Here is a 13,622-nt window from a genome sequence, read left to right on the forward strand (position 1 = left end):
TATAGACAACTCGGCTTCTCTTGTCAATGAACGCTTCGTCTCATGAGGATATATTGCACAATGATCACTCTGATGATAGCGGCAGTTGGTACGGCTAAAATCATGCCTATTAAACCAAATAACTCTCCTCCTGCTAGCAAGACAAGCATAATGACGACAGGATGCATATGAAGACTTCTTCCTACGATGATCGGGCTGAGGACGTTGCTTTCTAAAAATTGCAGCACCGCTACTGTAATCAGCACAATAATAACCGATTTAACCGAGATGGTAAACGCAATAAAGACAGCGGGAACCGCACCGATAATCGGTCCAAAATACGGAATGACATTCGTTGCGCCAATCAGCATACCTAGGACAAGCGGATACGGGATATGAAACAGCCAAAGCACAATGGCTGCTGCACCTCCAATTAATGAACAGACAAGCAGCTGCCCTCTAATATAATTACCAAGCGATTCATCAACTGCCTTCACAAACGCATGTCCCCTCTTCCGAAATGATGGCGGCGTCAAATACCATGCAACCCGCTTCATCGTATTCATGTCCTTCACCATATAAAAAACAAGAAAAGGAATGAGCGCTGCAACTAATGCGTAATCAAGTAATACTTTACAGCTAAGAATCATTCGCTCCGCGCCGTTAGCTGCATATGTCTCCGATTGAACAATTAAGCGATCCAAGCGGTCGTGAAGTCCGTCGGGCCAATGGCTTGTATGATGATGAATATGTGATAAAGCGCCATTATACGTTTCCGCAAGCACAGGAATTTGTTCTGACAACTCATTTAACTGCTTGATCATGACAGGCGCCCCTTTATAAACCGCAAGCCCAATCCCGCCAAAAAACAGTACATAAATCAATAAGAGACTAACAGTCCTTGGTAAGCCCCCCGCGTGCAATTTTTCCACTATCGGATAAAGCAGATAAGAAATAAAAATGGCAATGAGCAGCGGAATTAGAACCGCCTTTAACAACAAAAAAATAGGCCTCCATAACTCGTCGAGCTGCAGTAAAATGAGCAAGGATGCAAGGACAAGCAGGACCCCTGCGGCATATATCAGAAATTGGATCGGACGTTTCTTCACCTTTTTCACCTCTTTTCTTATTGTTTATCCATCTTCTGTAATTATCCATGTAAATAAAATTTGTCCTAACTTTGTTAAAAATGAATACACATGAAACATACAGCTCCATCCAAAGTCACTAAAATGTCTACACTGAATATTCCATCATGTACAAGAGGAGGTTCTTCATGATCACATTCGAAGAAGTCAACAAGCATTATGGCCAGTTCCATGTACTAAAAGACATTAACCTACATATTCAAAAAGGTGAGGTTGTCGTGATCATCGGTCCTTCAGGATCAGGTAAAAGCACGATGCTCAGATGCATCAATCGTCTTGAAAGCATTGATGAGGGAAAGGTACTCGTCAATGAAGTGCCTGTTCAGCATCCGAAGACCAACATCAATCTTGTCAGGCAAAATATTGGGATGGTGTTTCAGCATTTTCACCTCTACCCGCATAAGACGGTGCTTGAAAACATTATGCTTGCCCCAATGAAGGTGAAAAAGGTGAGTAAGGAAGAAGCGAGGGAAACAGCCGAATTTTATTTACATAAAGTCGGCATTCCTGATAAAGCTGACGCCTACCCTTCAAGACTCTCAGGCGGACAGCAGCAGCGTGTTGCGATTGCAAGAGGGCTTGCGATGAAGCCAGAGGTCATGCTGTTCGACGAACCGACATCGGCTCTTGACCCAGAGATGATCGGAGAGGTACTAGATGTGATGAAGCAGCTCGCCCGAGAAGGAATGACCATGGTTGTCGTCACACATGAGATGGGATTTGCCCGAGAGGTCGCCGACCGTATTGTCTTTATTGATGAAGGCAGAATTCTTGAAGAGTCAACACCGGCTGCATTTTATGAGAAACCGCGTGAGAAACGCGCTCAGCTCTTTTTAAGCCGTATTTTAAATCACTAGGGGGAATGATTTGATGAAAAAAATGAAACGCTTTGGCCTACTACTCTTTATGACTTGCTGTATTGCTGCATTGGCTGCTTGCGGATCTGCTGAAAAAGGCTCGACTGATGCAAAAAAAGGAAGCTCTTTAGAAGCCATTCAAAAAGACAAAAAAATCATATTCGGGGTCAAGAATGATACACGTCTCTTCGGTCTAAAAAATCCTAGCAACGGAGATATCGAAGGGTTTGATATCGATATTGCAAAAGCCATCGCAAAGGAAATGCTCGGCGATGAAGGAAAAGCAGAATTCAAAGAAGTGACATCAAAAACGAGAATTCCTCTACTGCAAAAAGGAGATATTCATGCGATCGTCGCAACTATGACGATTACCGAAGAGCGTAAAAAAGAAGTCAATTTCTCAGATGTTTACTTTGAAGCAGGACAATCATTGCTTGTGAAAAAAGGAAGCGACATTCAATCGATTGATGATCTTAAAAAAGGGACGAAAGTGCTTGCAGTGAAAGGATCTACTTCTTCTCAAAATATCCGCGAAAAAGCACCTGAAGCGTCTGTATTAGAATTTGAGAACTATCAGGAGGCTTTTACAGCTTTAAAATCAAACCAAGGGCAAGTGCTGACAACAGATAATGCGATCTTATTTGGTATGGCAGATGAGGATTCAAATTACGAAGTCGTCGGCGGCACCTTTACAGATGAGCCTTATGGTATTGCTGTAAAAAAAGGTGATCAGAAATTAACAGCTGCGATCAATAAAGCCCTAAAAACCTTAAAAGACAATGGAGAGTATGACAAGATTCATCAAAAATGGATCAAAGAATGACCGTTTGACGTGTGAAGAATGATTCTCTCAGGGTGAGCCGCTCATTGGCTCACCTGTTGATCAGGAAGGAAGTGAACTGATTGCTACGGTTTTCCATTCTTATTGAAAATTTTCATCTTTATGTAGAAGGCTTTAAATATACCATTGGTGCAAGTGTCATTGCTTTGATTGGAAGCTTTTTGATCGGTACACTCATTGCCATTATGAGAATTGCGCCACTTAGGCCGCTCAACTGGTTAGGAACGGCTTACGTGGAGTTTGTTCGGAATATTCCGTTATTATTGATTACATTTGTCTTCTTCTTTGGATTACCCGTGCTAGGCATTGTAGCAGATGGCTTCACCGCTGGCACAATTGCCCTTGCCATTTATACCTCTGCCTTTATTGCTGAAGCCATTCGCGCAGGGATACAAGCTGTACCGCTTGGACAAATGGAAGCAGCCCGTGCTTCAGGTCTATCCTATGGCGGGACGATGCGGTATATTATTCTGCCGCAAGCGATTAAAATTGTCATTCCCCCTCTTGGGAATCAATTTATTAACCTTGTCAAAAACTCCTCTATTTTAGGTGTCATTGCAGGGTTTGATCTCATGTATCAAGGAGACCTCATCGCTTCTAGAACATTTGTGACATTTGATGTCTACATCTTTGTTGCCATGTTCTATCTACTATTAACGATTCCGCTCAGTTTAGGCGTTGGTTATTTAGAAAAAAGATTAGCAAGAAGCCACTAGAAAGGAGGAAACATCATGGATTTTCTAGGTGCCTACCAGCCTGATCATCTCGCCTTTTTACTTGAAGGATTTGCTGTCACCTTAAAAGTGGCTTTTATCTCCATCATTTTGAGCTTTCTCATTGGATTAGTCATTGGCACATTGCGGTTCGCTCAGATTCCGGTTTTATCAAAGATACTTGCAGTCGTCGTCGAAACCATTCGAAACCTGCCGCTCTTATTGATCATCTTTTTCACATATTTTGCACTGCCCGAAATCGGCATTAAGCTGAGCATTACAGCCTCGGCTATCGCAGCTTTAACCGTATTTGAATCAGCGATGCTGTCAGAAATTATTCGGAGCGGTTTAAAATCAATTGATAAGGGGCAGATCGAAGCAGCCAGGTCTTCAGGTTTAACCTATATCCAAACGTTAAAAATGATTATTATGCCGCAGGCTTTACGCCGTATGGTACCGCCAATTGTTAGTCAGTTCATCTCTCTTTTAAAAGATACGTCACTAGCTGTTGTCATTGCCCTTCCAGAGCTATTGCATCACGCTCAAATATTAAACGGTCAGAGCCAATCTTACTTACTGCCCATTTTCCTATTAGCAGCGATGATGTATTTTGTCGTCAATTTCAGCTTATCATTACTCGCGCGCCGATTAGAATATAGGCAGGCATAAAAAAGGACATCCGCTTTTGGCGGATGTCTTTTTGTTTACATCATTCTCATAACGCGTTTTCTTAGCTTTTTCATATCCCGCTTTGATGGCATATCATATCGGCTTGCAAAGTGATATGCGAGTGCACCTGCACCAAGCGTTAATAGTGAAGAAGTCATTTTGCCCATTCGAAATTCCCCCTTAACACTTATAGTTGAATTGAACGTTCATCATCACTAAACAGATCATCTAAGCTGCTTAGTGTTCCGTCTTCTTCCACTTGGTGTGTAGATATTTTGCCTTTTGACAGCGTCAATTCAATAAAACAGCCCCAGCAATAATATTGATTGACCCCAATTTTTCCGATGTCTTTACATTTGCAATTTGGGCAAATGAGCATAATCAGCACCTCTTTACGTTCGGTTTAGAACAAGTGCTTCCTTTTGAACGTTGATCAAGGTTCCGGCAGCCTGAAGCTGTTTTCGAATCCCTGATAGCTCTGTAAAGAAGCCGTCCGAGAGTTCATATGCTACGATTGTGCCCGAATTTGTGCAAAAGTATACATCTTCCAAAATGCCTAAATTTTCACCATCAGGCGACTGCATCATTTTCTTTTTCAATTTCGAAAATAAGAAGGATGGGGCGGAGGAATCCATGCCTATTCCCTCCAGGCAGCTCACATATAAGCCTTTGTCTGTCAGCTGATCCCCAGCCGAGAATGGAACGAGTGCACAGTCTTTCTTTTTCCCATCTAACACATATCCTCCGCAGCTGCCTCCGGCTAATAAGCAAATATCTTTTATCGAACCAAGTGAATGAGACGTTTCACCTGTATAGATTGACATTCCTTCAAGCTCTCGACATGTTCTCAAAATGTGCTCAACCACCTTTTGCGGAACAGTCTTATCGTGTGCGTTTACTGCAAGACTCATACGAAGAAATGGCTTCCATGAACCAAATATGAGGATTTCTTTTCATGCTAAAAAAGGCTCCCATCTGGAAGCCTTTTATTCATACATAAAATCAAATGGAGTGATTCCCTCCATACCGATATTTGCATCATGCACGCTAAACGGCAGTTCTTTTTGAAGTGCTGCAAGCTCCGCATCCATAACCTCTTCGGTTTGCACGAGCCGCATCGTTAAGGACGTTTGTCTGAGCGAATCCTCATTGTTTTTCACGCCCCACTCCAGTGCTGATTCCTCGCCGCACAGAATTAAAAACTTTTTACTTCGTGTAATGGCTGTGTACAGCAGATTTCGCCGAAGCATTCTGTAGTAGCTTCTCACGACTGGAAGCACAACGATGGGGAATTCACTGCCTTGTGATTTGTGGATGGAGCAGCAATAGGCATGTGTAAATTGATGAAAATCCTTTTTTGTAAAGGTAATTTCATTCCCATCAAAGGAGATCACAGCCATGTCTTCTTTTTCCGTGTTTTCTTTCGCATAAAAAATCGAGACAATTTCGCCAATATCACCGTTAAAAATATTGTTCTCCGGCTGATTCACAAGCTGAAGCACTTTATCACCGGTCCGGTACACCACATCACCAAACGGGATTTCTCTGCCCTTTGGTTTTTTAGGATTTAAAATGTGCTGCAGCATTTTATTGAGCTCATTAATGCCTGCTTTTCCTTTATACATGGGCGCAAGCACTTGAATGTCTTTAGCTGAATAGCCTTTTTGAGCAGCATTGCTGACGACTTTCTCAATCACTTCTTTCATTTGATCAACTGAGCATTTTATGAAAGATCGATCCTTTGAACGTGCGGTAATATCCTTTGGCAGGACGCCATTTTTCATATCATGTGCAAGCTCAACAATGCTGGAGCCGTCTGCCTGACGGTAAATATCTGTCAGGGTAACAGCTGGCACAGCTTGTGATGCAAGCAAGTCTCTTAACACTTGGCCTGGTCCGACAGACGGAAGCTGATGTTCATCCCCCACCATGATCACTTGGATATGGTCAGGAATGGCCTTAAACAAGTGATTCGCAAGCCAAATATCTAGCATACTTGATTCATCAATAATGACAAGCTTTCCTTCAATCGGCTGTTCTTCATCATGCGAGAATCCCTCTGACCCATTCCAACCAAGCAGCCGGTGAATCGTCACAGCTGGAAGCCCTGTTGATTCTGTCATTCGTTTAGCTGCTCGTCCAGTTGGCGCCGCAAGCACAAATGGAAAGGATTCATCTTTTTTGTAATCACTCGGATCAAGAGATACACCGTGAAGATCGCTGTAAAGCTCAACAATCCCTTTAATGACTGTTGTCTTCCCAGTCCCAGGTCCGCCTGTTAAAAGCAGCATTGGGGACATGAGCGCCTTTTGAATCGCTTCTTTTTGTGTCGGTGCATACTGGACACCCAGCCGTTCCTCTAGCTCACCAAGGGCTAGAAGGAATTCTGATTCAGGGAATTGGTCTGCATATTCCGTTTGGGAGACGATTTTTTGTATACGTTTGGCGACACTCTGCTCGGCATAAAATAAGGACGGATGATAGCAGCGCTCATCTTCAATGATCATCTCTTTCCCTTCGCCAAGTGCAATGATCTGATTGGCGACGTCCATTTCCGTCACTTTGTACTCATTGCCTGTCTGATTGAGCAGTTTTCGGGTTTCGACGATCAAATCCTTTGTTTGTATGTACGTATGACCGTCCTGAAGGCTGGCTGTCTCCACTGTATAAAGCAAGGCTGCACGGATTCGCTCTGGATCATTTCCTGAGATGCCGGTTCTAGCGCCAAGTTCATCCGCCTTAATAAATCCGATCCCTTCGACATCCTTGACGAGCTGATAAGGGTTTTCTTCAATCTTCTGCAGCGTTTCACTCTCGTACACTTGATATATCTTCATGCTGAGCTGTGGACCAAAGCCATATTGATTCAGGCTGATCATGATTTGTTCCAATCCTTGATGCTCCTGGAGCGCTGCGGCCAGCTTATCTGCCTTCTTTTTTGATAAGCGCGGAACGTCATACAAAACAGCTGGGTCACGCATAATTTTATGAAGCGTCTGACTGCCAAGCTGCCCCACAATTTCTTCCGCCGTCTTTTTCCCTATCCCTTCGAATAAATCACTTGAGAGATAATGAATGATTCCTTGCTTTGTTGTCGGTACTTCCTTTTGAAAATGAGTCGCCTGAAACTGTTCACCAAATTTCGGGTGACTTGTGACTTTGCCATAGAAGGTGTAAGTTTCTTCCTCATGAAGTGCTGGGAAGTAGCCTGTGACAGATGCTGTTTTTTCCTCTAAGTTTTCCGATGTTTCAATGACTTTCACCTTTAACACCGAGTATAAATTACTTTCATTATGGAAAATAACGGCTTGAACTGTCCCCTTTAAAAATGGTTCGTCCTCAAGCTTCATTTGATCTGGATGTTCCTGCACAGGTCTTCCCTCCTTCCGTCTATTCTGCCTCTTGAATTAGCTTTTGCGCATGTAGTGCCAGCATATGGTCAGGCTGCACGTCAATCGCTTTTCCTAGCATCTCAAGTGCTTCGTCTTTTTTCTCTAAGTATGCATACGCAACCCCTAAATTATAAAAGGCATCTGCATGCTGCGGATCACGCGCGATCACCTCGGTAAAGGTCGTCACCGCTTCTTCCAGCAATTGTTCATTGGCTAAGCACATGCCAAATTGAAATCTTGCTTCATTATCATCTTCATTCAGTTCGATGGCACGCTGAAGATAAGGCATCGCAAGCTTCGGCTGCTCTAATTTGATGAGCGTTTGCCCCAGCATATAAAATAAATCACTATTTTCCATCCCAGCTTGAAGTGCTTGTTCAAAATAGTCTTTTGCTTTCATAAAGTCTTCTTTTAATGTGTATACATTTCCTGCCCCGTAATAGGCTGCAGCTGCGGCGTGATCTAGTTCTATTGCTTTTTGAAAGAAGTTTAACGCACGTTCAAATTCATTGATGCTTGAAAGCAAGTTCGCAAAGTTAATATATGGAACCGGGTCTTTCGGGCTTTCTTCAATGGCTTTCGTAAAAGCTTCTGCTGCTTTTTCGATGTTCCCCTGATTTAAGGCTTCTATGCCGATTTCGTTATGATTCATTCGCTCTCTCATCCTTTCATTAAAAAACCTCAACAGCGACGTTGAGGTTTTGAAAACATGTTACACGTACGACAGCTTTTGGCCGTCCTTAAAGACATCGTCAATTGTTCCGCCGCCGAGACATTCGTCGCCATCATAAAAGACAACCGCTTGTCCTGGTGTGACAGCACGAACGGGTTCATCAAAGATGACCATCGCTTCTTGCTCACCTGTCATCTTCACCTTCACATGGTGATCTTCTTGACGGTATCTGAATTTAGCTGTGCAGGTTAATTCACCGTTTTCACCGACAATATGAGGACGAGTCCAGCTAATATTGACGGCTGAAATGCTTTCAGAATATAAAAGTGGATTATGGAAACCTTGTTCGACAAACAGGATATTTTGTTCCAAGTCTTTTCCAACGACAAACCAAGGATCACCGCTACCGCCAATGCCAAGACCTTGGCGCTGACCGATCGTGTAATACATCAGTCCATCGTGCTCCCCTTTAACTTCTCCGTCCATCGTCTGCATCACGCCAGGCTGTGCAGGCAAATATTGACTGAGGAACGTTTTAAAGTTTCTTTCTCCAATAAAGCAAATACCCGTTGAATCTTTTTTCGTTGCTGTTGCGAGCTCTGCTTCTTTTGCCAATTCACGAACCCTTTTTTTCTCTAGATCACCGATTGGAAACATGACTTTATCAAGCTGTTCCTGAGTCAGCTGATTTAAGAAATACGTTTGGTCTTTGTTGGCATCAAGACCTCTTAGCATTTTAACTTCATCGCCAGTTCTGTCGACGCGCGCATAGTGACCTGTTGCTAAATAATCCGCACCGAGTGACAATGCGTGCTCAAGGAACGCTTTGAACTTAATTTCTTTGTTGCACATGACATCTGGGTTTGGCGTTCTGCCCGCTTTATATTCATCAAGGAAATATTGAAACACTTTGTCCCAATATTGCTTCTCGAAATTCACTGCATAATAAGGGATTCCAATTTGGTTGCATACGCGGATGACATCCTCATAGTCCTCCGTTGCTGTACATACACCATTTTCATCTGTGTCATCCCAGTTTTTCATAAATATGCCGATTACATCATAGCCTTGCTCCTTTAACATAAGAGCAGCAACTGATGAATCGACTCCACCGGACATACCGACCACAACTCTTGTGTCTTCTGGTCTTTTTGTCATCTTCATCAACTCCATTTTCAATGAAACAGCATGTGCGTTTCGTTCTTCAGGTGCCTGGCTGTTTCATTTTTCACACACGAACAAAAGAGGAACGTTTATTTGGCTAATCGTTTGACAACAGCTACTATCTTGCGCGCCGCCTGCTTCACATGATCCTCTTCATTCCCAAGACCGAAGCTTATTCTGACTGAGGACGTCAGCTTGTCTGCTTCTTCGCCATACATGGCGCTTAACACGTGTGAAGGAAGGACGGATCCAGCCGTACATGCAGACCCACTTGAAACAGCAATTCCTTCCATATCTAAATTCACAAGTAACGATTCGATAGAAACGCCCGGGAAATGAACATTTAAAATGTGCGGCAATGTCTCTTCCGGGTGCCCATTGATAGAGAAGTCGAGTGATTCCTCTTCGAATACTTGTAGCATGATTTCTTTGAGCTTACCATAATGCATGGCTTTTTCTCTTCTATTTTGCTTCGTTAATTGAACAGCTTCTGCAAGTCCGACGATCCCTGCCACATTTTCAGTGCCAGCACGGCGTTTTCTTTCTTGTTCTCCTCCGAAAATTTGCGGAGAAAGTTTCACGCCTTCGTTTACATATAAAAAGCCCGTTCCCATTGGACCATTTAGCTTATGGCCAGAAGCAGATAAGAGATCAATATGAAGGTCTGCTACATCGATTGGCATTGTTCCAAACGCCTGCACGGCGTCTGTATGAAAATGAGCAGTGTGATTGTGTAAAAGCTCACCAATGTCTTTGATTGGCTGAATCACACCTGTTTCATTATTGCCGTACATGATGGTCACAAGAATCGTATCACCTCTTAGTGCTTGTTTTAGTTGTTCAAGATGAATCAATCCAGTTTCATCCACATCTAAATATGTCACGTCAAATCCTAGCTTCTCTAGGCGTTCACATGTGTGCAGCACCGCATGATGCTCTGTTTTTGCTGTGATGATATGTTTTCCTTCATGCTGTCTTGCCATTGCCACACCTGTAATCGCCAGGTTGTCCGCCTCTGTTCCTCCACTTGTGAGGATGATCTCCTGTGGTTTACAGTGTAATTCTCCTGCAATCACTTCTCTTGCTTCATCGAGCCACTTTCTTGCCTCGCGCCCATATGAATGAATGCTAGAGGGATTGCCAAATATCTCTGTAAAGTAAGGCATCATCTTGTCCACAATACGCTGATCCATCGGCGTTGTGGCTGCATGATCTAAATAGATACGTTCCATTCCCGGTACACCTCTGATCTAAATATAGAACATATACGCCTCTTGATCCTCGTCATCTTTATAGCTTGCCAAGTCTTCAAGAGTTGTATTGTCCAGTACGTCTTTTACTGCATCACGAATCCGAATCCAAAGTGCACGCTTTGCTGGTTCTTCGTTTTCAATGACTTCGACAGGACTAATCGGTCCTTCTAATACACGAATAATATCACCGGCTGTGATCTCGTTTGGTTCATGTGCAAGAACATAGCCGCCGTATGCACCGCGAATACTTTTCACAAGACGGGCATTCCGAAGTGGTGATACAAGCTGCTCTAAATAATGCTCAGACAAATTATTGTTTTGAGCGATTGATTTTAATGATGTAGGGCCTTCGCCATGTTTTTTGGCTAATTCGATCATGATCGTCAGACCATATCTGCCTTTAGTAGAAATTTTCAAGTTAAACACCTCTGCGTTTTCTATTTCTATGTCATCAATTATTTTTCTGATTTCATATACGCTTATATAGACCAAAAGCAATTATATCATACTTTTAGCCAACTTTCATTTGCCGGTTCTGAGCGCTATAAGAGGACGCATCCCTTTTCTATTTGAAGAAATTTCGGTACTCTATACAAACAAGACATTGCTTTAGGAGAGATAATCATGAAACCTTTAGCGTACCGGATGCGCCCAAGTCATATTGAAGACATCATTGGGCAGGAGCATCTCGTTGGAGAAGGTCAAATTATTAGACGAATGGTCGAGGCAAAACATTTATCCTCGATGATTTTATACGGACCGCCGGGCATCGGAAAAACATCGATTGCGACGGCGATCGCTGGCAGTACAAGCATTGCGTTTCGGACGTTGAATGCGGTCATTCATAACAAAAAGGATATGGAAGCTGTCGCCGCTGAAGCGAAAATGAGCGGCCAGGTCATCCTCATTTTAGATGAGGTTCACAGGCTTGATAAAGGAAAGCAGGATTTTCTTCTTCCTTATTTAGAAAATGGCATGATCATTTTAATTGGCGCAACGACAGCTAACCCCTATCATGCGATCAACCCTGCCATCCGAAGCCGGACACAAATATTTGAGCTAAAACCGCTTGAAACAGAGCAAATCAAAGCTGCATTAACAAGAGCGTTACAGGATGAACATCGCGGACTTGGCGGTTATGAGGTGACAGTGGACGATGAAGCGATGAATCATTTTTCCAATGGATGCGGCGGGGACGTACGCTCTGCTTTAAATGCTTTAGAACTAGCTGTTTTATCGACAAAAGCAGATGATGCTGGGCATATTATGATCACTCTTGCCGCAGCAGAAGAATGTTTACAAAAAAAGAGCTTCTCACATGATAAGAATGGTGATGCTCATTACGATGTCCTCTCGGCTTTTCAAAAATCCATTAGAGGCTCTGACGCAGATGCGGCGCTGCATTACCTTGCCAGACTGATTGAAGCAGGAGACCTTGAAAGCATTTCAAGGAGATTACTCGTGATGGCTTACGAAGATATTGGCTTAGCTAGTCCGCAGGCAGGCCCTCGTGTGTTAAGCGCTGTTCAAACAGCAGAAAGAGTCGGCTTCCCGGAAGCACGAATTCCGCTGGCTAACGCAGTCATTGAACTGTGTCTTTCTCCTAAGTCCAACTCAGCATATAAGGCGATCGATGCGGCACTTGGTGACATTCGTTCAGGGAAAATTGGTGAAATCCCTGTTCATTTAAAGGATGCTCACTACAAAGGAGCCACAGCACTTGGCAGAGGCGTCGATTACTTATACCCACACGATTATGAAAACGGCTGGGTGAAGCAGCAATACTTACCTGATCCTCTGAAAAACAAGCAATACTATGAACCAAAGCAAACAGGTAAATTTGAAGGCGCACTAAAACAGGTATATGAGAATTTAAAACGCCAAAAATAAAAAAGCCCACCTGCCTATTAGCAGGTGGGCTGTCAGATTGTTGACAAAGGGCTAAAATGATCTTGATTTTAGCCCTTTGTCTTCTTTTCAGCGTAATAGAAAACCTTTGCAGTCTAGGAAGGACGAGCATCGGAGCGGAGCGAATTTAACATTCGTGAGCACCGAAGCGCAGATCTGACACCGAATGCAAGGGTTTGTCTACACGCTGGCCCCTGCCTATTAGCAGGTGGGCTGTTTATTTATCCTTCACACGTGTAATTGGAATATCTTTTAAAAGCTGCATAATGACATGACCACCCATGATCAGTCCTGCAACAGATGGGACGAATGCGTTGGATGATGGCGGCATTTGTGCCTTGCGAATCTTCGCTTCATCATTTCCAACTTCTTTTCTGACATCTTCGCGGATGACAATCGGACTTTCATCAGAGAAAATGACTTCAATTCCTTTACGAATCCCTTCTTTGCGTAGACGCGTTCTCACGACTTTTGCAATTGGGTCGGTATGTGTTTTTGAAATGTCATCAATTTTGAAGCGGGTCGGATCTGTTTTGTTTGCAGCTCCCATACTCGAAATGATGTTCACACCTCGTTTCAGACACTCTTTCATTAAATGAATTTTATAGTGAATCGTATCTGACGCATCGATGACATAATCAAGTGGATATTCAAAAAATTGCTCATATGTTTCCTCTGTATAAAACATCTTGAGTGCAACAACTTCACATTCTGGATTAATATCAGCGATTCTCGCCTGCATTAAGTCAACCTTTGGCTGACCAACTGTTGAAAGCAATGCTGGCAGCTGACGATTTACATTTGTAATATCAATATCATCTTTATCAACAAGAACAATACGGCCAACGCCTGAACGAGCGAGTGCCTCAACTGCAAATGAACCAACGCCGCCCACACCAAGCACTGCAACTGTACTGTTTTTTAATATATCTAAGCCTTCCTTGCCAATGGCAAGCTCGTTTCTTGAAAACTGATGTAACAAGTGCCTCACTCCACCTTTATTTAAAATGAATCGAAAGAATCAT

General features: G+C 43.1%; 15 protein-coding genes. 5 read left to right on the top strand and 10 right to left on the bottom strand.

Annotated elements, in window-relative coordinates:
* Positions 1-23 precede the first annotated feature (23 nt).
* Complete coding sequence (locus MHH54_RS12290; protein ID WP_003216223.1) at positions 24-1,088, bottom strand: AI-2E family transporter; 1,065 nt, start codon at positions 1,086-1,088, stop codon at positions 24-26.
* 167 nt (positions 1,089-1,255) lie between these two features.
* On the opposite strand from MHH54_RS12290, the gene MHH54_RS12295 reads away from it, so the two are divergent.
* The 4 genes from MHH54_RS12295 (at position 1,256) to MHH54_RS12310 (ending at position 4,207) form a co-directional block, all read left to right on the top strand.
* On the top strand, positions 1,256-1,984 hold the full coding sequence (locus MHH54_RS12295) for an amino acid ABC transporter ATP-binding protein (protein WP_003216774.1): 729 nt from the start codon (positions 1,256-1,258) through the stop codon (positions 1,982-1,984).
* Positions 1,985-1,997: 13 nt separating this feature from the next.
* Positions 1,998-2,807: a transporter substrate-binding domain-containing protein gene (locus MHH54_RS12300; RefSeq protein WP_050943676.1), complete on the top strand. Its 810-nt coding sequence runs from the start codon at positions 1,998-2,000 to the stop codon at positions 2,805-2,807.
* An 80-nt stretch (positions 2,808-2,887) separates the two neighbouring features.
* Positions 2,888-3,541, top strand: coding sequence for an amino acid ABC transporter permease (locus MHH54_RS12305; protein WP_003216507.1), 654 nt, complete (start codon positions 2,888-2,890; stop codon positions 3,539-3,541).
* A 15-nt stretch (positions 3,542-3,556) separates the two neighbouring features.
* Positions 3,557-4,207 carry an amino acid ABC transporter permease gene (locus tag MHH54_RS12310; RefSeq protein WP_003216394.1) on the top strand — a complete coding sequence of 217 codons (651 nt, stop codon included), beginning with the start codon at positions 3,557-3,559 and terminating at the stop codon, positions 4,205-4,207.
* Between the two features lie 35 nt (positions 4,208-4,242).
* On the opposite strand, the gene MHH54_RS12315 is transcribed toward MHH54_RS12310, so the two are convergent.
* The 8 genes from MHH54_RS12315 to MHH54_RS12350 all read right to left on the bottom strand — a co-directional run bounded on the left by MHH54_RS12315 (position 4,243) and on the right by MHH54_RS12350 (position 11,106).
* Positions 4,243-4,374, bottom strand: a complete 132-nt coding sequence (locus MHH54_RS12315) for a YrzQ family protein (protein ID WP_003216198.1) — start codon at positions 4,372-4,374, stop codon at positions 4,243-4,245.
* 20 nt (positions 4,375-4,394) lie between these two features.
* Positions 4,395-4,586, bottom strand: a complete 192-nt coding sequence (locus MHH54_RS12320; protein WP_003216308.1) for a hypothetical protein — start codon at positions 4,584-4,586, stop codon at positions 4,395-4,397.
* Positions 4,587-4,599: 13 nt separating this feature from the next.
* Positions 4,600-5,058: a prc-barrel domain-containing protein gene (locus MHH54_RS12325; protein ID WP_342500293.1), complete on the bottom strand. Its 459-nt coding sequence runs from the start codon at positions 5,056-5,058 to the stop codon at positions 4,600-4,602.
* Between the two features lie 135 nt (positions 5,059-5,193).
* Positions 5,194-7,578, bottom strand: a complete 2,385-nt coding sequence (locus MHH54_RS12330; RefSeq protein ID WP_342500294.1) for an ATP-dependent RecD-like DNA helicase — start codon at positions 7,576-7,578, stop codon at positions 5,194-5,196.
* A 19-nt stretch (positions 7,579-7,597) separates the two neighbouring features.
* Complete coding sequence (locus tag MHH54_RS12335; RefSeq protein WP_003216571.1) at positions 7,598-8,251, bottom strand: tetratricopeptide repeat protein; 654 nt, start codon at positions 8,249-8,251, stop codon at positions 7,598-7,600.
* A gap of 60 nt (positions 8,252-8,311) precedes the next feature.
* Positions 8,312-9,430 (bottom strand): tRNA 2-thiouridine(34) synthase MnmA, encoded by a 1,119-nt coding sequence (mnmA, locus tag MHH54_RS12340; RefSeq protein WP_003216305.1) that lies wholly within the window; start codon positions 9,428-9,430, stop codon positions 8,312-8,314.
* 95 nt (positions 9,431-9,525) lie between these two features.
* Positions 9,526-10,668, bottom strand: coding sequence for a cysteine desulfurase family protein (locus MHH54_RS12345; RefSeq protein WP_106029090.1), 1,143 nt, complete (start codon positions 10,666-10,668; stop codon positions 9,526-9,528).
* Between the two features lie 18 nt (positions 10,669-10,686).
* On the bottom strand, positions 10,687-11,106 hold the full coding sequence (locus tag MHH54_RS12350) for an Rrf2 family transcriptional regulator (protein ID WP_034620651.1): 420 nt from the start codon (positions 11,104-11,106) through the stop codon (positions 10,687-10,689).
* A gap of 207 nt (positions 11,107-11,313) precedes the next feature.
* Here MHH54_RS12350 and MHH54_RS12355 point away from each other — a divergent pair, with 207 nt between their 5' ends.
* On the top strand, positions 11,314-12,579 hold the full coding sequence (locus tag MHH54_RS12355; RefSeq protein ID WP_106029089.1) for a replication-associated recombination protein A: 1,266 nt from the start codon (positions 11,314-11,316) through the stop codon (positions 12,577-12,579).
* 235 nt (positions 12,580-12,814) lie between these two features.
* On the opposite strand, the gene MHH54_RS12360 is transcribed toward MHH54_RS12355, so the two are convergent.
* A complete protein-coding gene (locus MHH54_RS12360; protein WP_003216704.1) occupies positions 12,815-13,579 on the bottom strand; it encodes a tRNA threonylcarbamoyladenosine dehydratase in 765 nt (254 codons plus the stop codon).
* Positions 13,580-13,622: the final 43 nt, after the last annotated feature.

Source organism: Bacillus sp. FSL K6-4563, from assembly GCF_038630405.1.
Taxonomy (GTDB): domain Bacteria; phylum Bacillota; class Bacilli; order Bacillales; family Bacillaceae; genus Bacillus; species Bacillus pumilus.